This window comes from Streptococcus salivarius, from assembly GCF_002094975.1.
Lineage (GTDB): Bacteria > Bacillota > Bacilli > Lactobacillales > Streptococcaceae > Streptococcus > Streptococcus salivarius_D.
On record NZ_CP015283.1, the window covers coordinates 1,026,231 to 1,045,056 of the forward strand.

General features: G+C 40.8%; 21 protein-coding genes. 16 read left to right on the forward strand and 5 right to left on the reverse strand.

The genetic code is table 11. The features are described 5' to 3' along the window. Window positions 1–21: 21 nt before the first annotated feature. Both V471_RS05280 and V471_RS05285 read right to left on the reverse strand, forming a co-directional pair. Complete coding sequence (locus tag V471_RS05280) at window positions 22–912, reverse strand: DMT family transporter (protein WP_045772204.1); 891 nt, start codon at window positions 910–912, stop codon at window positions 22–24. Between the two features lie 114 nt (window positions 913–1,026). Then, a complete protein-coding gene (locus tag V471_RS05285) occupies window positions 1,027–1,392 on the reverse strand; it encodes a hypothetical protein (RefSeq protein ID WP_013990188.1) in 366 nt (121 codons plus the stop codon). Between the two features lie 246 nt (window positions 1,393–1,638). On the opposite strand from V471_RS05285, the gene V471_RS05290 reads away from it, so the two are divergent. The 7 genes from V471_RS05290 (at window position 1,639) to V471_RS05320 (ending at window position 6,143) form a co-directional block, all read left to right on the forward strand. Next, a complete protein-coding gene (locus V471_RS05290) occupies window positions 1,639–2,004 on the forward strand; it encodes an OsmC family protein (RefSeq protein WP_049528259.1) in 366 nt (121 codons plus the stop codon). A gap of 93 nt (window positions 2,005–2,097) precedes the next feature. Beyond that, window positions 2,098–2,481 carry a PaaI family thioesterase gene (locus tag V471_RS05295; RefSeq protein WP_049528255.1) on the forward strand — a complete coding sequence of 128 codons (384 nt, stop codon included), beginning with the start codon at window positions 2,098–2,100 and terminating at the stop codon, window positions 2,479–2,481. A gap of 13 nt (window positions 2,482–2,494) precedes the next feature. Then, window positions 2,495–3,469, forward strand: a complete 975-nt coding sequence (locus tag V471_RS05300) for a GyrI-like domain-containing protein (protein WP_061652483.1) — start codon at window positions 2,495–2,497, stop codon at window positions 3,467–3,469. Beyond that, window positions 3,470–4,201 carry a pseudouridine synthase gene (locus V471_RS05305; protein ID WP_084871181.1) on the forward strand — a complete coding sequence of 244 codons (732 nt, stop codon included), beginning with the start codon at window positions 3,470–3,472 and terminating at the stop codon, window positions 4,199–4,201. Window positions 4,202–4,281: 80 nt separating this feature from the next. Next, window positions 4,282–4,410 (forward strand): DUF4044 domain-containing protein, encoded by a 129-nt coding sequence (locus V471_RS05310; protein ID WP_002884629.1) that lies wholly within the window; start codon window positions 4,282–4,284, stop codon window positions 4,408–4,410. Between the two features lie 94 nt (window positions 4,411–4,504). Beyond that, a complete protein-coding gene (gene obgE / locus V471_RS05315; RefSeq protein WP_013990190.1) occupies window positions 4,505–5,818 on the forward strand; it encodes a GTPase ObgE in 1,314 nt (437 codons plus the stop codon). A 127-nt stretch (window positions 5,819–5,945) separates the two neighbouring features. Next, complete coding sequence (locus tag V471_RS05320; RefSeq protein WP_002884415.1) at window positions 5,946–6,143, forward strand: hypothetical protein; 198 nt, start codon at window positions 5,946–5,948, stop codon at window positions 6,141–6,143. A gap of 73 nt (window positions 6,144–6,216) precedes the next feature. On the opposite strand, the gene V471_RS05325 is transcribed toward V471_RS05320, so the two are convergent. Continuing rightward, window positions 6,217–6,957 carry an amino acid ABC transporter ATP-binding protein gene (locus V471_RS05325; RefSeq protein WP_002886797.1) on the reverse strand — a complete coding sequence of 247 codons (741 nt, stop codon included), beginning with the start codon at window positions 6,955–6,957 and terminating at the stop codon, window positions 6,217–6,219. Then, complete coding sequence (locus V471_RS05330; RefSeq protein WP_002886798.1) at window positions 6,957–9,155, reverse strand: ABC transporter substrate-binding protein/permease; 2,199 nt, start codon at window positions 9,153–9,155, stop codon at window positions 6,957–6,959. Before V471_RS05330 ends, V471_RS05325 begins: the two co-directional genes overlap by 1 nt. Window positions 9,156–9,353: 198 nt before the next feature. On the opposite strand from V471_RS05330, the gene V471_RS05335 reads away from it, so the two are divergent. The 9 genes from V471_RS05335 to rpsU all read left to right on the forward strand — a co-directional run bounded on the left by V471_RS05335 (window position 9,354) and on the right by rpsU (window position 18,168). Beyond that, on the forward strand, window positions 9,354–10,289 hold the full coding sequence (locus V471_RS05335) for a CPBP family intramembrane glutamic endopeptidase (RefSeq protein ID WP_002886799.1): 936 nt from the start codon (window positions 9,354–9,356) through the stop codon (window positions 10,287–10,289). Between the two features lie 70 nt (window positions 10,290–10,359). After that, on the forward strand, window positions 10,360–10,980 hold the full coding sequence (locus V471_RS05340; RefSeq protein WP_002886800.1) for a hypothetical protein: 621 nt from the start codon (window positions 10,360–10,362) through the stop codon (window positions 10,978–10,980). Next, window positions 10,970–12,961 carry an excinuclease ABC subunit UvrB gene (gene uvrB / locus V471_RS05345; RefSeq protein ID WP_084871182.1) on the forward strand — a complete coding sequence of 664 codons (1,992 nt, stop codon included), beginning with the start codon at window positions 10,970–10,972 and terminating at the stop codon, window positions 12,959–12,961. The genes V471_RS05340 and uvrB overlap by 11 nt, the downstream gene beginning before the upstream one ends. Window positions 12,962–13,288: 327 nt before the next feature. After that, complete coding sequence (locus V471_RS05355; protein ID WP_084871184.1) at window positions 13,289–13,753, forward strand: 8-oxo-dGTP diphosphatase; 465 nt, start codon at window positions 13,289–13,291, stop codon at window positions 13,751–13,753. 215 nt (window positions 13,754–13,968) lie between these two features. Beyond that, window positions 13,969–14,781 (forward strand): transporter substrate-binding domain-containing protein, encoded by an 813-nt coding sequence (locus tag V471_RS05360; protein WP_084871185.1) that lies wholly within the window; start codon window positions 13,969–13,971, stop codon window positions 14,779–14,781. A gap of 11 nt (window positions 14,782–14,792) precedes the next feature. Further along, entirely contained in the window at window positions 14,793–15,590 is a 798-nt protein-coding gene (locus tag V471_RS05365; RefSeq protein WP_002884336.1) for a transporter substrate-binding domain-containing protein, read from the forward strand. Window positions 15,591–15,834: 244 nt separating this feature from the next. Then, window positions 15,835–16,944, forward strand: a complete 1,110-nt coding sequence (locus tag V471_RS05370) for an aminotransferase (protein WP_049554122.1) — start codon at window positions 15,835–15,837, stop codon at window positions 16,942–16,944. 61 nt (window positions 16,945–17,005) lie between these two features. Beyond that, a complete protein-coding gene (locus tag V471_RS05375) occupies window positions 17,006–17,800 on the forward strand; it encodes an ABC transporter substrate-binding protein (RefSeq protein ID WP_002886806.1) in 795 nt (264 codons plus the stop codon). 191 nt (window positions 17,801–17,991) lie between these two features. After that, a complete protein-coding gene (gene rpsU / locus V471_RS05380) occupies window positions 17,992–18,168 on the forward strand; it encodes a 30S ribosomal protein S21 (protein WP_002884573.1) in 177 nt (58 codons plus the stop codon). A 148-nt stretch (window positions 18,169–18,316) separates the two neighbouring features. Here rpsU and mscL read toward each other — a convergent pair whose 3' ends face one another. Then, the gene (gene mscL / locus V471_RS05385; protein WP_084871186.1) at window positions 18,317–18,697 is read right to left on the reverse strand and encodes a large conductance mechanosensitive channel protein MscL; all 381 of its coding nucleotides are present in this window, start codon (window positions 18,695–18,697) and stop codon (window positions 18,317–18,319) included. Window positions 18,698–18,826 lie beyond the last annotated feature (129 nt).

Here is an 18,826-nt window from a genome sequence, read left to right on the forward strand (position 1 = left end):
GAAGATTAATTCCCGAGAGTTTTAGGTTTTATTGGCTACATAGACGCCCAGGACGACTAAAATGCCTGCAAAAATTTGTAGTTGCGAGAAGGGTTCTCCTAAGACGACAACAGCAGCTAGAATTGAGATAATGGTCGAAATCCCAATAAAGGATGCTGTTCGGTTGACCCCGATATTTGCGATGGCAAAATTTGATAGCAGATAGCCCAGAACACTGCATCCCAAGCCTTGATAAAGGATAGTGATAGTGAATTTTGGATTGCTCACAGGGAGAAGCAAGAGCTCTTTCAAATCACCTGCTAGAAAGCCTTGGCTGAGTGCAAAGAGTCCAAATGTCAGGCAACCACTGGCAAGCATAAAGTAGGTAATCTCAAGGCTACTGAATTGACTGGCTCTTTCGACATCAACGCAATAGAGGGCGTAGGAGACGACTGCTAGACCTAGAATCAAGTAGCCCACCAAGGAGAAGTGGGTAGAGCCGCCAGCAGCAAAGACAGCTATGATGATACCGATGAGGGTTGTGATGACACCGACCACCTGCCAACGGCTGGGCCATTCTTTTAAAATAAGGCTAGACATGATAAGGGCAACGACTGGGATGCAGGCAAGAAAGGCTCCACTTTCAGAAGCCGTCGTCATACGAATGCCAATGGTTTCACAGATAAAATAGATTATCGGATTGAGGATGGCAATACGTGTCAGGGGTTTAAGATTTCTACCGTTAATTTTTAGCCGACGTCGGCTGAATAGGAAATAGAGGTTGATAAAAAGGAAGGCGGTGACAAAGCGCCAAGAGATTAAAGCCAGGTCACTGACCTGTGCTGTAATAGATTTGGTAAAGATAAAACTGAGCCCAAAGAGAATCTCACAGGTCGCTGCAGCTAAGCATCCTAAGATGATTTTATTTTTCATTGTCTCACCTCCTGAATTTGGATTTCCACGCCTATTATAGCACTTTCAGGAAGCGTTTACATCAATCTGAACCTAAAAAATAGACTAGCAGATTAGCTAGCCTATCTTATCTTATTAGTTACCAATTGAGACAGTTCCGTCTGAACCAACTTTGACATTGGTACCGTCTTGGCTGTTAACTTCGACTGAACCATCTTGGCCAACTGTTGCACTGTTACCTTCGCTATCGTTGGCTTCGACAGTATTATTGCCGTTTGTTTTTGCTGAGTTACCGTTTCCATCGCTGACCTCAGTTGATCCGTCTTTGTTGACTTTTACTGAAGCACTTGAATCAGTTGAAGAAGATTCTTTGGTCACCTTGCTTGATGATGTTGTTGAAGATGACGAGTCAGTTTTGTCTTTAGAGTTGCCACATGCTGCTAAGGTCAACAAGGCAAGAACTGAGACAGAGGCTAAAGTTAATTTAGAAAATGTTTTCATAATAGTCTCCCTTTTTCCTTAGTAAATTCATTTTAAATGAAAAAATGAAATTTTAAAAGCGCTTCCAGTTATTTTTAATCAACTGTAATCCCTCGGTAATATCCGTGTTGTACAAGGCTAATCTATTGGAAAATAAGAGCTAAAAGCTCTTACGCTTTTTCTTCTTTTGCTAGATATTTCAAAGCGTTCAGCTCGGTCCTTAAGGCTCTCTTTGTTATAATAATAAAAAAAGATTGAGGTGGCATGATGTATCAAACAACAATTAAAGGTGACAAACGTTTCCATTCGCTTTCAGAAGGTTACGGAGCACCTGTGGAACTTTTTGGCTATACGGAAGATGGGGAAACACCGATGAGTTTGGTGAATATTGCCTTGGCTTCCTGTGTGACCATGTGTCTACAGAGTTATTTTGCCAAATATCAGGGAATCGAGGAGCTTGCTATTCAAATTGATTCCAACTATGAAGAAGACCATTTCACCCTTGCCATTCATTTACCTGAGGATTTGATTTTGGAAAATGAGCAAGAACTCTTGGCTTTTGTGGATAATTTTTGCCGAGTGAAGAAGCTTTTTCGTGAAGATATTCAGGTTGATATTAGCTTAGCCAAATAAGCTTACTATCCTTTATGAACTTCGTGTTATACTAGTAGATAAAGACGTGTCATTTCACTAGGTGTGGAATGAGCAACAATAGGAGGGCTTGCTATGCAAGACAAACTACATGAAATCCGTGTGTTTGAGAATTTTCAAGAAGAACTATTTGAGACGGGACATGTCATCGTGACAACTAAAGTAGTCGAGAAGTCCCTGAATTATTTTGGTAATGCTCACGGGGGCTATTTGTTTACGCTTTGTGATCAGGTCGCAGGGCTTGTAGCCATTTCAACAGGTGACTATGCGGTGACGCTTCAGTCTAATATCAATTATCTCAAGGCAGGGCATTTGTCTGACCAACTCAAGATTGAAGGCCTGTGTGTTCATAATGGTAAGACGACTAAGGTGGTGGAAGTTGTCATTACTAATCAGGAAGAGAAAATCCTTACAAGGGCTACATTTACCATGTATGTGACAGGGTCGGTCGAGAAATAGAAAAGGAGCGTTTATGTCAGATTTTCAAACCATGGATGACTTTGCGGTCTTTGTTAATGAATACCTGACACCAGACCAATTGAGCGTTCAAGCCTATTCTTATGCGTCAGACCAACAGGAGCTCTCTCTTCTTGTGACCGTTGATGATTATGAGATGATGTGTCGTTGGCATGCTGTCTGGACTTTTTCAGGGTTACACCAGGCCTTCTTTCAGTCTGTAATGGACTTGGATAACAGCTTTTCTATTGATAGTGATAGCTTGGCTATGAAAGTGCGTTTAAGGGATCAAGAGCTCTTGTTTCAAGCAAAGGGGCTTGAGATGGTGGTTGTCGATTTGCCTGAGCCCCTTTTTCGTTTAGCTGATGTGTCTTTTAACGAAGGAGGAAAGCACTTTACCTACCTTTGTGAAGATCAAAGTGTTGCAGCAGAAGATTGGATCTTGGTTCCTATAGGTTCTGGTAATGCTGAAAAAGAAGCATTTGTGGAAAAAATTTCCTATGTCTTAGCAGATGAGGTTCCAGTCGAGCTTACGAAACTGAAAAAGGTGATTCAAAAGTTGGATTTAGTAACCGTTCGTTATGATGTGAAGGTTGTTCGAAAGGGATTTTTGAGTTTTTCAGGGATGGCTTTTGAGGGCGAGGAACTAGGTAAGCCGACAGACTTTCTTTGGGTACCCTTTTTGGCAGAACAAGATGATTTGGCTGTTCCTACCTATGGTATTCGAATCAATGATGGCAGTCGCAAGACTTATGTAACGGCCTTGGCTGGTGAGGATGATAGTATGGAAATGATTGCTCTTGCACCAGCTACTTATGCGGTTTTTAAACTTAGAGGGCCTGCAACAGCAGCTGTTTGGGAGAGTTTTCATTATGCTAAGAAACATTTTGAAATGATTGATCAGCCAACTGTAGAGGTTTATCCACCAGGGAATCGTCAGGCTGAAGATTATGAAATGGAAGTTTGGATTCCAATAAAGGAGGAAGTATAGATGCGTCTGGATAAGTTTTTGGTTGATTGTGGTGTTGGTAGTCGCAGTCAAGTCAAGACCTTTCTCAAAAAGAAGCAAGTAACCGTAAATGGTCAGGTGGAGACGTCGCCCAAGACTCAGATTGATGAGAATCAAGACCAGATTGCTTTTCAAGGTCAAGCATTAACACACGAGACCTTTGTTTACTATCTGTTAAATAAGCCTCAGGGTGTTATTTCAGCGACGGAGGATGCCCGTCACAAGACAGTACTTGATTTACTGGATGATACAGCACGACATAAGCAGGTCTTTCCTGTTGGTCGTTTGGATATTGATACTCACGGTCTCCTGCTTTTGACAAATAATGGCGATTTAGCTCACGCTATGCTGTCTCCAAAGAAACATGTTGATAAGATTTATCAGGCTAAGGTGGATGGAATCATGGAGCAGGAGGATATTCTGGCTTTTGAAAAAGGGATTGAACTCAAAGACCACACTTGCCAACCAGCTAAACTAGAGATTGTATCCGTAGATAGGGATGCTGGGACGAGCTTGGTTCAGATTACCATTGCTGAGGGGAAATTCCATCAGGTTAAGCGTATGGTAGCTGCTTGTGGTAAGGAAGTGACAGAGTTACAACGCCTAAGTATGGGGCCTTTAAGTCTGCCAGATGATTTAGAACTTGGTGCTTGGCGACGTTTAACCGAGGAGGAGTTGGAAGCTTTAGCTGTTTTTGGAATTCCTTTGGCTTAAGCTAGTTAAGAGTTGCGAAATGGGCAGATTTTTGTTACTATTATTGTGAAATAATAGAAGAAAAAACGAGGTAAATTCAAGTGGCATTTGGAGATAACGGACCACGTAAGAAATCATTTTTTGAACGTCTAACAGTATTGGTCGTTTTGATTATGCTATTAGTAACAGTTGGGGCATTGATTTTCCAAGCAGTCGCAGCTGTCCTTTAAGACGCTATCAAGCGTTTTTTTGTGTATGTCGGAAATTCTTTCGTTTGTGATTGAATTTGTACATGGCATACAAATCAGAAAGAGAGAAATATAGATGAGTATGTTTTTAGATACAGCCAAGATTAGTGTCAAAGCTGGTCGTGGTGGTGACGGGATGGTTGCCTTCCGTCGTGAGAAATATGTACCTAATGGCGGTCCTTGGGGCGGTGACGGTGGTAAGGGTGGCTCAGTCATTTTCAAGGTTGACGAAGGCTTACGTACCCTTATGGATTTCCGTTATAATCGTAAATTCAAGGCTAAGAATGGCGAAAAAGGGATGACCAAGGGAATGCACGGTCGAGGTGCTGAAGACCTCATCGTTAGCATCCCGCTTGGTACGACAGTTCGTGATGCTGAGACAGGCAAGGTTATTACTGATATGGTTGAGGATGGCCAAGAGTTTGTCATTGCTCACGGTGGACGTGGTGGACGTGGAAATATCCGTTTTGCGACACCTCGTAACCCTGCTCCTGAAATCGCTGAAAATGGTGAGCCAGGAGAAGAACGTGAACTTCAATTGGAATTGAAGATTTTGGCGGATGTTGGTTTGGTTGGTTTCCCATCTGTTGGTAAATCAACAATCCTCAGTGTGGTAACCGCAGCAAAACCAAAGATTGGTGCCTATCACTTTACGACAATTGTTCCTAACTTGGGGATGGTTCGTACGAAGTCAGGTGAGAGCTTTGCCATGGCTGACCTTCCAGGATTGATTGAGGGGGCTAGCCAGGGTGTTGGTTTGGGAACACAGTTCCTTCGCCATATTGAGCGTACACGTGTTATCCTTCATGTGATTGATATGTCAGCGAGTGAAGGGCGTGATCCTTACGAGGATTATCTTCAAATTAACAAAGAGTTGGAAACTTACAACCTTCGCTTGATGGAACGTCCACAAATTATTGTGGCTAATAAGATGGACATGCCTGGGGCTGAGGAAAACTTGAAAGAGTTTAAGGAAAAATTGGCTGCTAACTATGATGAATTTGATGAGTTGCCACAAATTTTCCCAATTTCAAGTTTGGCTCACCAAGGTTTGGAAAATCTCTTGGAAGCTACTGCAGAGTTACTTGATGAGACTGATGAATTCTTGCTTTATAGCGAAGACGATATGGAACAAGAAGAAGTGTACTACGGCTTTAACGAGGATGAACGTCCATTTGAAATTAGCCGTGATGACGATGCCTCATGGGTACTTTCTGGTGAGAAACTTGAAAAACTCTTTGTCATGACTAACATGGAACGTGACGAATCTATCATGAAATTTGCACGTCAATTACGTGGTATGGGAGTTGATGAAGCGCTTCGTGAACGTGGTGCTAAGGATGGCGACATCGTTCGTATCGGTAACTTCGAGTTTGAGTTTGTTGATTGACGTTGAAAGACTCTCTAAGTGCTGAAGCACTTGATAGTCTACGGCAGCCGCTATGGCGGTCTGCCTAGCAACCTCACTAACTGTGTGAAGTCGGCGAATATAAAAATATTGAAATAAGAGGTTTACAATGGGAGATAAACCGATATCCTTCAGGGATAAAGATGGAAATTTTGTTTCTGCGGCCGATGTTTGGAATCCAAAGAAACTTGAAGAACTCTTTACGCGCTTAAATCCTAACCGAAAACTCCGTCTTGAGCGTGAGCGCTTGGCAAGGGAAGAAGCAGCAAAACACCCTGAACTAAATGAAGAAACAGAGCAAGTCTAGCACTTGCTCTGTTTTTCTTATCCAAAATGGTAATCAAAAACAGCTACTCTAGCAAGAGTAACTGTTTTGATAATTAGGCGTTTAGAACCTTGTCCAAGAATTCTTTCAAACGTGGGTGTTGTGGGTTATCAAAGATTTGATCTGGAGTACCATCTTCGAGGAACTCACCGTCCGCAGTAAAGATTACTCGGTTGGCAACTTGACGAGCAAATCCCATTTCGTGAGTAACGATAATCATGGTCATACCTTGCTCTGCCAATTCTTTCATAACGTTAAGAACGTCTCCGACCATTTCAGGGTCAAGGGCAGAAGTCGGTTCGTCAAAGAGCATGATATCAGGATTCATTGCCAAACCACGGGCAATTGCCACACGTTGTTTTTGTCCACCTGATAGGCTATCTGGCATTGCATCTGCCTTGTCAGCAAGTCCCACACGATCAAGAAGATCCATAGCTAATTTATCAGCTTCTTCCTTGTTCATACGTCCGAGTTCAACAGGTGCAAATGTCACGTTTTCAAGGACTGTCATATGTGGGAAAAGGTTGAAATGTTGGAAGACCATTCCGATATTTTCACGGGCTTTGTCAAGATTTGTCTTAGAATCTGATAATTCATAGCCATCAACGACTACTTTACCAGATGTCACTGTTTCAAGTAGGTTAAGCGTACGAAGGAAGGTTGATTTACCTGAACCTGAAGGACCGATGATACATACAACGTCACCTTCGTAGAATTTGGCGTCAATGCCTTTAAGGACTTCATTGTCGCCGTATGATTTGTGCAAGTCCTGCACATCGATTTTCAATTCAGCCATTATTTAAGTCTCTTTTCTAGTCGTTTAGCCAATTTCGTCAAGCATGTGATGATGACCAAGTAAAGGATGGCCAAGATTGCATACATACGGAATGATTGGTAGTTACGAGCAATGATGATTTTACCAGTTTGGAAGAGTTCAACCAAACCGATAGCTGATACGATAGTCGTATCTTTCAATGAGATAACAAATTGGTTGATGAAGTTTGGCAACATCAAGCGAACCGCCTGTGGCAAGATAACCTTACGCATTGTTGTATTGTAAGGGACACCCAAGCTTCGACTGGCTTCCATCTGACCAATAGGAACAGCTTCGATACCACCACGTACAATTTCGGCAATGTAAGCACCACCGTTAAGTGAGAGGGCAATTGTCGCTGCCACAAAGTCATTGATTGGTGATTGGTGACCAGTGATATTTTCAATCAAGTTAGGAATACCCCAGTAGATGAAGGCTGCAACAATCATCAATGGGATACCACGAACCACGTCAACAAAGACTTGAGAAATCACGCGGAGTGTCTTGTTTGGTGCAACTGCCATCATACCGAAGATAACACCGATAATCATGGCAATAGCAAATGAAAGAAGGGTCAATCCAAGGGTAATTCCAAGACCTTGGAGAAGTTGTTTGTAGTTGTTTTTAATCAAGCCTACGATGGTTGTTTCATCGGTAGCTTTTTTTGAGCTTCCTTCTTTTGATTTGTTGCTATCAAGGTATTTATTGATAATCTTATCGTAAGTACCATCTTTAACGATAGCAGCCAAACCATTGTTGAACATCTCAATCAACTCAGGGTTAGTGCCTTTTTTAACAGCAAATCCGACTTCACCAGTAGCAATACCTTCAATTGGTGTTGTAAAGTTACGTCCTTGTTGGATAGCGTATAGAAGAACGGCTTCATCATCCATAAGAGCATCGATTGAACCAGAGTTCAAGCTGTCATACATAGTAGAAGCTTCATCGTAAGCACGAACAGTAAAGCCATATTCACCAGCGTGGTCTTCCAACCATGAGTAAGATGACGTACCGTTTTTAGCTCCTACAGTCTTACCTTTAAGATCCTTGTAAGATTTAACCTTACTTCCTTTAGCTACAGCCAAACGAATGTTTGATGTGTAGTAAGGATCAGAAAAGTCAAAGATTTGTTTACGAGCATCAGTGATGGTCATACCAGCCAATACGGCATCAGCTTGGCTAGATTGTACAGCATTAAGTGATGCATCGAAACCAGGGTTTGTCAATTTGACATTGAAGCCTTGGTTTTTAGCAATAGCATTGATGATATCAACATCGATACCTACATATTTACCTGAACCATTTTGGTATTCGAATGGAGCAAAAGATGAGTCCATTGAGATAGTGTAGGTTTCCTTAGCAGGAGTGGCTTTTGCATTAGCATCACCAGTCAATTTAAGATCTGCTGAAGGTTTTGATGAAGAAGATTTTTCTGAGTCACCCAACCATTTGTTCATGATTTTGTCGTAGGTGCCGTCTTTCTTCATTTCCTTAAGAGCTTCGTTGAAGTCTTTGATAAGATTTTCGTGTTTTCCGCCTTTTTTAACAGCGAAAGCGAAGCTACCGATAGATTCAGGCTTAATGTTGATAGCATAGTCTTTTCCTTGACCAATAGCGTATTTAACAACTGGTGTGTCGTCCATAGCTGCGTCAACAGAACCAGAATCCAAGCTATTGTTCATCAAGTCGCTAGTGTCAAAAGTTTTAACTGTAAAACCATATTTGCTAGCGTTTTTATCAAGCCAAGTTTGAGCAGCGGTACCGTTTTTAACACCGACTGTTTTACCCTTCAATTGTTTGTAGTCGCTGACTTTGTCGCTGCTACGTGTATAGATAACAATTGAAGTGTCGTAATAAGTGTCTGAGAAAGTGAAGACCTTCTTACGTGCATCGGTAACAGTAGTACCGGCCATTAGGGCGTCTGCTTGGCCTGATTGAACAGCGTTAACAGCTGCATCGAAACCAGGGAAGGTTTGGTTAACATCCCAATTTTTACGTTTGGCAACTTCGTTGATGATATCAACGTCGATACCTTTGTAGGTCTGATCAGAATCTTTGAATTCAAATGGGGCATAGGCTGTGTCTGAAACGACTGAAATTGTTTCAGCAGATACCTTAACTCCGAAAACAAAGAAAACTGACATGGCACTCAAGAAGAGTGTCAGAAGTTTTTTCTTCATTATAAAAAGTCTCCTTTATAAAATACCTTCCTATTCTATCAAAAAAAGGTCTTGTTATCAAACTTCTTGGAGTTTGATGTTAGGAAATGTAACAAGGTTCGTTAGCTATGAGAGCTATCTGAGAAGAAGTTGACAAGCTTGTGTCAATTAGTTACACTGTAATCGAATACATGTAAGATTTGTTACAGGAGCTGAAAAATGAAGAAACGTATGCTTGAGAAATATACTAGCCGATATGATAAAGTTCCAAGTTGGCTGATGATTATGCTGTCCTGTTTTATTGCCTTGGGTTATTTCCTTATAAGTGGATTTCTATCAGGGATTGTTGTGGGAATTCCAATGGCTATTGTTCTTTCGTTCTTAGTATTAAATGGCAACATTCAGTTCCAGGATATACATTCGATTTACTATAAAATATTTTCAACCTTGTATTTTCAGTTGGGAGCCTTTGCCTTTACTGCCTTAGCTATCTTTTTCTGGGTTAAAGTTGTTGAAAAACGTCCCATTCGTACACTGGGATTCTTCAAGGGTCATATTTGGTTGAACCTGCTTAAGGGCTGGGGATTGGGAACCCTGCTCTTGTTAGTTAGTTTCCTTGGGACTTATTTACTTGGAGGGTTAGAATTTGTAAAAGTAGACTTTTCTCAGAGAACCCTCTTATACATACTATCCCTAATCCCTTTCTGGTTTATCCAAGGTGGAACCGAGGAACTGGTGACACGTGGATGGTTACTTCAGACGGTGACTAATAAATTGAACCTTTCCTGGGGAATTGCTATTTCAAGTTCTTTCTTTTCAATATTACACCTAGGAAACCAGGGTGTTACCGCCTTGTCTCTAATCAGTATTGTTCTAGTAGGAGTTCTTTTGGCTCTTTACATGCTCAAGACAGATAATATCTGGGGTGTCGCTGCCCTTCACGGTGCTTGGAACTTTGCGCAAGGGAATATAGTTGGCGTGGCAGTTAGTGGGCAGAATGCAGGCGGTAGCTTATTGCACTTTCAGGCCAGGTCAGGCTTGCCTGATTGGTTATCAGGTGGAGCCTTTGGTCTAGAAGGGAATATCGTTACCTGTCTCGTTCTCTTGGTAGGGATTATTATCCTTCGTCTACAATTGAAAAAAGAAAACTTTTAAGGCTGAGTTCAAAGACTCGGTCTTTTTACTTCTGTGTTAAAATAGAAGAAAGTTTGGAAAAGGGGAAGAGATGAGAGTTAGACTTGAGCGAGGTATGATTTGTGTCCAAATTGTCTATGGACTTATATTTCTTGTCGCTTCCACCGGTCTATTCTGCTGGTTTCTTTTAGATGATTATCGTTTTGGGAACTTTGTAGATAACTGTGTTGCCTTCTTCATTTTACTAATATTTCTTCATGCTCTGACTAATTTAGTTGACGGTATTGTGAGACTTAAAGGTCATAAAAAAATTTTGGAAATTAACAATGATACCTTTATTTATTATGGAAGGTTATGTGGACGAGTAACCTTTGAGATTCCGCTGTCTGAAATTGACTTGGTTATGAAGGATTGGTCAACGCCAATGGATGATGCCAAACACTCGTCGACTATATACTATATTCTAAAACGTATCGATGATTTCGGAAATATAAGGTCTTGGGAAAGAAAGAGATATAGAGTTTTATACATTTTTTTCAATGATAGTAAAACGGCCTTGAAATATGATAAAAAACTTGGTTTTCAGACACGAAAAAAGCGAAAATACGTTGCTGAGACAAAAATGATTCACATTCCTATCGCAGAAGGAGAATTTTTCTCCGACCAAGAGATGAATGATTACATAAATGAAAGGAAAAAGAATGATAGATAGAAAAGAAGATAATCAATTCCATTTGGTTTCTAAATATGAACCTTCTGGGGATCAACCTCAGGCCATCGAAGCCTTGGTGGATAATATTGAAGGTGGTGAGAAGGCTCAAATTCTAAAGGGGGCGACAGGGACAGGTAAGACCTATACCATGAGTCAGGTCATCCAGCGCGTCAATAAACCAACCTTGGTTATCGCCCACAATAAAACTTTGGCAGGTCAGCTTTATGGAGAGTTCAAGGAGTTCTTCCCAGACAATGCTGTGGAATACTTCGTTTCCTACTATGATTTCTATCAGCCAGAGGCCTATGTACCATCATCAGATACCTATATCGAAAAAGATAGCTCTGTAAACGATGAAATTGATAAACTCCGTCACTCAGCGACATCGGCCCTCCTTGAGCGTAATGATGTTATCGTTGTGGCTTCCGTTTCTTGTATTTACGGTTTGGGTTCGCCAAAAGAATATGCCGATTCAGCGGTTAGCCTTCGTCCAGGTCAGGAAATTTCTCGAGATAAGTTGCTAAATGATCTGGTTGATATCCAGTTTGAGCGAAATGACATTGATTTCCAACGTGGGAAATTCCGTGTACGTGGTGATGTAGTCGAAATTTTCCCGGCTAGCCGTGATGAACATGCCTTTCGTGTCGAATTTTTCGGTGATGAGATTGACCGCATCTGTGAGATTGAAAGTTTGACAGGACGCAATCTCGGCGAGGTTGAGCACCTTGTTCTTTTCCCGGCGACTCACTTTATGACCAATGAAGAGCATATGGAAGAAGCCATCAAGAATATTATGGAAGAAATGGAAGCTCAGGTTAAGCAATTTGAAGCTGAGGGTAAGCTCATCGAGGCTCAACGTATCCGCCAAAGGACAGAATACGATGTTGAAATGCTTCGTGAGATGGGCTACACCAATGGTGTCGAAAACTACTCACGCCATATGGATGGTCGTAAAGAAGGCGAGCCACCTTTCACCTTGCTTGATTTCTTCCCAGAAGATTTCCTCATCATGATTGATGAAAGCCACATGACAATGGGGCAGATTAAGGGAATGTATAACGGAGACCAGGCTCGTAAGAAGATGTTGGTTGATTACGGTTTCCGTTTACCATCGGCTCTTGATAACCGTCCACTTCGACGTGAAGAATTTGAGAGTCATGTTCATCAGATTGTCTATGTGTCTGCCACTCCAGGGGACTATGAGATGGAGCAAACTGAGACTGTCGTTGAGCAAATCATCCGTCCGACAGGGCTCCTTGATCCAGAAGTCGAAGTGCGTCCAACTATGGGACAAATGGATGACCTCCTTGGTGAAATCAATGCCCGAACTGAAAAAGGCGAGCGTGTCTTCGTAACCACTTTGACTAAGAAGATGGCTGAAGACTTGACTGACTATCTCAAGGAAATGGGTGTCAAGGTCAAATACATGCACTCTGACATTAAGACTTTGGAACGTACTGAGATTATCCGTGACCTACGTTTGGGTGTCTTTGATGTTCTTATCGGTATTAATCTGCTCCGTGAAGGGATTGACGTTCCTGAAGTTAGTCTGGTTGCTATTTTGGATGCTGATAAGGAAGGTTTCCTTCGTAACGAACGTGGACTTATCCAAACGATTGGACGTGCTGCCCGAAACAGCGAAGGGCACGTTATCATGTATGCGGATAAAATTACGGAGTCTATGCAAAAAGCCATGGATGAAACAGCTCGACGTCGTGAAATCCAGATGGCCTATAATAAGGAGCATGGCATTGTTCCACAAACGATTAAGAAAGAAATTCGTGACCTTATTTCGATTACCAAGGCTAATGAAGCAGAAGTGGCAGAGGATACTGTGGACTACAGTGCCATGAACAAGAAAGAACGCCGAGAAGCCATCAAAAAACTTCAAAAACAAATGCACGAAGCAGCAGAACTTCTTGACTTTGAATTGGCGGCTCAAATCCGTGATATGGTGCTAGAACTGAAGAGTATGGATTAGAAGCATTGAGCCTTGGGTTAACACTTTAACAAGATGGGCCAGAGAAAAATTGCGGCTTTTATTTGTTTAAATTTGAACCTCTATGTGTTTCTAATTCATGCTATAGAAGGTATAAAAATTGAAAAAGAGGGAGAGTGGGAGAATTATACGCAAATTATTTTTGAGCCCATGTGGACTATAAAAAGAGAACTTGTTTGGATACCAATGTTTGGTTATATATTGTTTATGGCTTTCTATGCTTCTATTTATCTGCATTTGCGACATCGTGAGTCGATTAAAAACTAATTGTTAAGATTTTATTTGACTACTTACTAGAAAGGACTATCTATGTCACGTTCACAAGCTACTATTCTGACCAACATGTGTCTTATCGAAGATGACCATGGAAATATTGTCATGCAAATTCGCGATCCCAAGCGTTATTCTTGGTCGGGTGCTGCCCTACCTGGTGGTCATATTGAAGCACACGAGGGGCTAGTGGAGTCAGTTATTCGTGAGGTCAAGGAAGAAACTGGATTGACCATTAAAAATCCTAAATTGGTTGGTATGAAGCATTGGTACACGACAGAAGACGAGCGTTATCTCGTTTTCCTCTATAGAACTTCAGACTTTGAAGGAGACATTCATTCGACAGAAGAGGGAGAAGTCCGTTGGGTTGCCAGGGAGGACGTACCTAAGATGGAGCTGGCCTATGACATGCTCAACCTCCTGCACGTGTTTGAAGAGGATCAACTCTCTGAACTTTTCTATCGTGAGCGTCTTGAAAATGACTTTATCCGAGAATTTTGGTAATAATATGAACTATTTATTCAGATGAATGAATAGTTTTTTTGTCGTAAAAATCAGATATAAGAGCTTTAAATAAGTATTTTTTAGATTTTGCAATGACGATAAAATTAATAAAAATGAAAATTATAATCGATAAAAGTTCATTTTTCCATTGACAAATGCATAATAATACATTATTATACTTACATAAGTTAATAAATATAGAAAAGAGATTGATTATGAAAACATGGAAAAAACTTTTGTTGGGGTTTGCAGGGATCTTTGCTTTGACGACTTTAGCAGCTTGTTCTTCGTCGAAGGACACTTTGGAAAAGGTGAAAGATAAAGGAACTTTGACAGTTGCTCTTAATCCTCACTTTGCTCCTTTTGAATTCAAGACAATCCAAAATGGTAAGGATACGATTGTTGGAGCTGATGTCGAAATTGCTAAGGCTATTGCAGATGAGCTTGGTGTAAAAGTCAAATTCTCTGAAATGTCTTTTGATAATGTCTTGGCCAATGTTCAATCTGGTAAGGCAGACATTGCCATTTCAGGAATCTCAGCTACTGAAGAACGTCAAAAAATCTTTGATTTCTCAGATACCTACTATGAGTCTGAAACAGTTCTTGTTGTTAAAAAAGATGCGACAGGAACTTACAAACAAACCGGTGATTTTGCTAAAAAATCTGTAGCCGTTCAAAAAGGTTCTATTCAAGAAAACATCGCCAAAGCCAACTTGTCAGATGCTAATGTGGTATCCTTGGCACAACCTGGTGAAGCTATCAATGAATTGAAATCTGGTCAAGTTGAAGGAGTGGTTCTTGAAAAAGCCATTGCACAAGGTTATGTAGATCAAAACAGTGATTTAGCTGTGTCAGACATTGCGCTCAAGTCTGATTCAAAAGATGCCTATGCTGTCGCAATGCCTAAAGGAAGCGATAAGCTAAAAGCAAAGGTTAATAAGGTTATCGCTAAACTCAAAAAAGAAGGTAAGATTGACAGATATGTTCAAGATGCCTATGCTCTTTCACTTAAGAGTTCTACTAAATAAGGGGTTATTATATGAAGAAATTTTGGTTTATCCTTACAGCTCTAGTCGCCACGTGCTTTCTAGTTGCTTGTAGTGGAAGTCAGGGAGTAAGTCCCAAAACGATTAAGGAAAAGAAAAAAATTGTCGTGGCAACAGAATCTGAATTTGCGCCTTTTGAGTTCAAATCGTTGGTTAACGGCAAAGATACGCTGGTTGGAGCAGATATCGAGTTGGCCAAAGCTATCGGTGAAAAACTCGGTGTAAAGGTTGAATTTTCCGTGATGTCTTTTGATAATGTTCTTGCTAACGTGCAAAGTGGTAAAGCTGATATCGCCATTGCTGGTATTTCGGTGACAGACGAACGTAAGAAGGTTTATGATTTTTCAGACAGCTACTATACGTCAGAAAATGTAGTGATTGTCAAAAAAGACAAGGTAAATGACTACACAAGCACTGATAGTCTCGCTAAACAAACGGTCGGTACGCAAAAAGGGTCTGTCCAAGAAACCGTTGCTAAGAAACAAATCCCTAAGGCAAGTGTCGTATCACTAGCTTCAAATGGTGAAATGATTAACGAACTTAAATCAGGTCAGCTTCAAGCAGTTGTACTTGAGAAGGCCATTGCAGAAGGTTATATCGCTCAAAATGATGATTTAACCCTTGCCAACTTTAATCTCAAGTCAGATGGTACAGATGCTTATGCCGTCGCAACACGTAAGGGTTCAGATGACTTGCTTAAAGAAATCAATGCCGTCATCAAAGAGACTAAGGACTCTGGAAAATTTGACCAATGGTTGAAAGAAGCATCAACCTACAAACAAAGTAAGTAAATTTAAAACTCCCGAGCACCTGAAACGAGCATGTTTCAGGTGCTTTCATCAACAGTGAAAAGTCTCGTTTGGTCCTCGCTTTACTCACTTAGGGGGAGTCTCCAAAAATTCTTAAATCTAAAATGGGGCAATACCCCATTTTTTATTGAATTCTCTGCTAAAAACGGTTATTATCAAAGTAGGTAAGTCTGTTCAATAGACAAATGACATCGTATAGAGTGCTTAAGAAAAGCAAGGAGAAACTATGAAGCTACCACGTTTTGGTGTTGAAGAATGGCTTAATGTCCATGAAAAATCTGCCATATATGATATCGCAGGAGTTTCAATTAAGGCCCTCACAATGGAAGAATTATTTGACCTGTCAGGCCTTGATAAGGACGCCTTTTTTGCCCAACTGCTAAAGAAAAAGATGGATTACGGCTGGATTGAGGGGGCACCAGAGTTCAAAACTCAGGTGGCTAGTTTATACAAGAACATGCCGGTTGATAATATCCTCCAAACCAACGGGGCAACGGGAGCGACGATGCTAGCCCTTTACGCTCTTATTGAGCCTGAAGACCATGTCATCTCCATGTATCCAACTTATCAGCAGCTCTATGACATTCCTAAGTCACTAGGAGCAGATGTGGATCTCTGGGCGGTTGAAGAGGACAAGGGGTGGTTGCCTGATTTGGACCAACTCCGTCGTCTGATTCGTCCTAATACAAAGATGATCTGTATTAACAATGCCAACAATCCTACCGGTGCCCTTATGGACGCTGCTTACCTCGAGGAGCTAGTGGCTATCGCTAAAGAAGTAGACGCCTATATCTTCTCAGATGAGGTCTATCGCAGTTTTGACCAGCCTGCACCTTCTATTGTGGATTTGTATGAAAAGGGCATTGCCGTCAATAGTCTGTCAAAGACCTATTCCATTCCTGGTATTCGTGTGGGTTGGGTTGCTTCTAACACAGAGGTGGCGGATATTCTGCGTGACTACCGCGACTACACGATGATTTGTGCTGGTGTCTTTGATGATATGGTGGCTACCCTTGTCTTGGAAAATAAAGAAGCCATCCTAGAACGTAATCGTCAGATTGTAGAGGAAAATCTAGCTCTTATGGATGCGTGGATTGCCAAGGAACCTAAGGCGTCATGGATTAGACCTGCTAGTGTTTCCACCTCTTTCGTCAAATTAGATGTGAATCGTCCTATCGAAGATTTTGCTTTAGAGCTTCTTCAGGACTATGGTGTTCTTGTGGTTCCGGGTAACCGTTTTGACAAGGAGTCCCATGTTCGCATCGGTTATTGCTGTGACAAGGAAGTCCTTCAAAAGGGCTTAGAAAAATTGTCGCAATTTCTTAATAAATGTTGACAATACCACTAATTTTAAGTAAAATAAACGAGCAAAAATTATATTTATACAGGAGTTTCTTATGAAAAAACTTTTCCTTGGAGCCATGGCTCTCCTTGCTGCCGTTACCTTGGTAGCATGTGGGTCAAAAAAAGACGCTTACGAATCTATTAAAGAAAATAAAAAACTTGTCGTGGCTGTCAGTCCAGACTATGCACCATTTGAGTTCAAAACTTTGGTCGACGGTAAAGACCAAGTTGTCGGTTCAGACATCAAGTTGGCACAAGCTATCGCTGATGAACTTGGGGTTAAACTTGAAGTGACAACTATGAGCTTTGACAATGTCCTTTCTAGCCTTCAAGCTGGTAAGGCTGATATTGCCATATCTGGTATCTCAGTGACAGATGAACGTAAGAAAACCTTCGATTTCTCAGATCCTTACTACGAAACACAAAATGCAATCATCGTTCGTAAAGATCAAGAATCTACCTACTCAAGCCTAGATGCTTTCAAGGGTAAAAAAGTTGCCGTTCAAAAAGGTACTATCGAAGAAGGACTTGCTAAGAAACAGTTGAAAGACTCAACAGTCGTATCACTTACAGCAATGGGTGAAGCTATTAACGAAGTTAAGTCTGGCCAAGTTGATGCTGTTGACCTTGAAAAACCAGTAGCAGAAGGTTACGTGGCACAAAATCCAGATTTGGCTTTGGCAAGTGTTGCCCTCAAAGTTGACGATGGTGATGCTAAAGCAGTCGCTATGGCTAAAGGCAATGACAAATTGAAAGAAGCAGTAAACAAGGTTATCAAGAAATTGAAAGACAATGGTACTTACGACGAGTACATCAAGGATGCTTCTAAATACACAGCAGTTGAATAAAAGAGAGCTAGAGGATGATTCCTCTAGTTTTTGTATGGTAAAGCCCCTGATAATCTCCAATAAGACTTAGAAAATAGTGTTGACATCAAAATTACTCAAACTTAAAAGATATTTCTTGACAGAAAAAGATCAGTCTTGTATACTTGAATAGAACGTGTAAAATGTTACATTATCTTGAGGAGGTGAATTCAATGTCAAAAACAGTAGTACGTAAAAACGAATCACTTGACGACGCTCTTCGTCGTTTCAAACGTTCTGTGACTAAAGCTGGTACTCTTCAAGAGGCTCGTAAACGTGAACATTACGAAAAACCTTCTGTAAAACGTAAACGTAAATCAGAGGCAGCTCGCAAACGTAAAAAATTCTAATTAAGAATGAAATTAACAGAAAAAAGCTTGAGATTACTCAAGTTTTTTCTTTTTCCTCGAATAAATAAGTCTCTTGGTATAAAAAAATAAGACGTCTGATAGTTCAGGCGTCTTAAGTTTCATATGCTTTTAGGTGAACAAATAAAGATTATTTGTTTGCAAGAAGATCGCGGATTTCAGCAAGCAATTCTTCTTGTGATGGAGCTGCTGCTTCTTCAGTAGCTTCTTCTTCTTTTTTACCAAGAGCTACAGCGTGGTTAGCAGCTTTAACAACGAAGAAGAGGGTAGTACCAACGATGATGAAGTTGATAATTGCACTCAAGAAGTTACCGTAAGCGATACCGTTCCATGATAATTTAGAGAGGTTTTCAACGTTAGCAGCCTTAACAACTGGGTTAAGGATAACTGGAGTGATAATATCACTTACAAGTGAAGTGATGATAGCGTTGAAGGCAGCTCCCATAACAACGGCTACAGCAAGATCAAGGACATTCCCCCTGAATAAAAAATCTTTAAGTTCTTTAATCATTTTGATAATGATTCCCTTCTTTTATTTATTTTTAATAGTTTATCCAATTTTGTAATTCTTGACAAGGGATTTGCTCATGAAAAATCAATTTTATTTTACTTTCATTTTTCATCGTGTTATAATTAGAAG

Coding starts and splice junctions, on each gene's coding strand:
- V471_RS05280 (WP_045772204.1), bottom strand. CDS start 912: ATGAAAAATAAAATCATCTTAGGATGCTTAGCTGCAGCGACCTGTGAG.
- V471_RS05285 (WP_013990188.1), bottom strand. CDS start 1,392: ATGAAAACATTTTCTAAATTAACTTTAGCCTCTGTCTCAGTTCTTGCC.
- V471_RS05290 (WP_049528259.1), top strand. CDS start 1,639: ATGTATCAAACAACAATTAAAGGTGACAAACGTTTCCATTCGCTTTCA.
- V471_RS05295 (WP_049528255.1), top strand. CDS start 2,098: ATGCAAGACAAACTACATGAAATCCGTGTGTTTGAGAATTTTCAAGAA.
- V471_RS05300 (WP_061652483.1), top strand. CDS start 2,495: ATGTCAGATTTTCAAACCATGGATGACTTTGCGGTCTTTGTTAATGAA.
- V471_RS05305 (WP_084871181.1), top strand. CDS start 3,470: ATGCGTCTGGATAAGTTTTTGGTTGATTGTGGTGTTGGTAGTCGCAGT.
- obgE (WP_013990190.1), top strand. CDS start 4,505: ATGAGTATGTTTTTAGATACAGCCAAGATTAGTGTCAAAGCTGGTCGT.
- V471_RS05320 (WP_002884415.1), top strand. CDS start 5,946: ATGGGAGATAAACCGATATCCTTCAGGGATAAAGATGGAAATTTTGTT.
- V471_RS05325 (WP_002886797.1), bottom strand. CDS start 6,957: ATGGCTGAATTGAAAATCGATGTGCAGGACTTGCACAAATCATACGGC.
- V471_RS05330 (WP_002886798.1), bottom strand. CDS start 9,155: ATGAAGAAAAAACTTCTGACACTCTTCTTGAGTGCCATGTCAGTTTTC.
- V471_RS05335 (WP_002886799.1), top strand. CDS start 9,354: ATGAAGAAACGTATGCTTGAGAAATATACTAGCCGATATGATAAAGTT.
- V471_RS05340 (WP_002886800.1), top strand. CDS start 10,360: ATGAGAGTTAGACTTGAGCGAGGTATGATTTGTGTCCAAATTGTCTAT.
- uvrB (WP_084871182.1), top strand. CDS start 10,970: ATGATAGATAGAAAAGAAGATAATCAATTCCATTTGGTTTCTAAATAT.
- V471_RS05355 (WP_084871184.1), top strand. CDS start 13,289: ATGTCACGTTCACAAGCTACTATTCTGACCAACATGTGTCTTATCGAA.
- V471_RS05360 (WP_084871185.1), top strand. CDS start 13,969: ATGAAAACATGGAAAAAACTTTTGTTGGGGTTTGCAGGGATCTTTGCT.
- V471_RS05365 (WP_002884336.1), top strand. CDS start 14,793: ATGAAGAAATTTTGGTTTATCCTTACAGCTCTAGTCGCCACGTGCTTT.
- V471_RS05370 (WP_049554122.1), top strand. CDS start 15,835: ATGAAGCTACCACGTTTTGGTGTTGAAGAATGGCTTAATGTCCATGAA.
- V471_RS05375 (WP_002886806.1), top strand. CDS start 17,006: ATGAAAAAACTTTTCCTTGGAGCCATGGCTCTCCTTGCTGCCGTTACC.
- rpsU (WP_002884573.1), top strand. CDS start 17,992: ATGTCAAAAACAGTAGTACGTAAAAACGAATCACTTGACGACGCTCTT.
- mscL (WP_084871186.1), bottom strand. CDS start 18,697: ATGATTAAAGAACTTAAAGATTTTTTATTCAGGGGGAATGTCCTTGAT.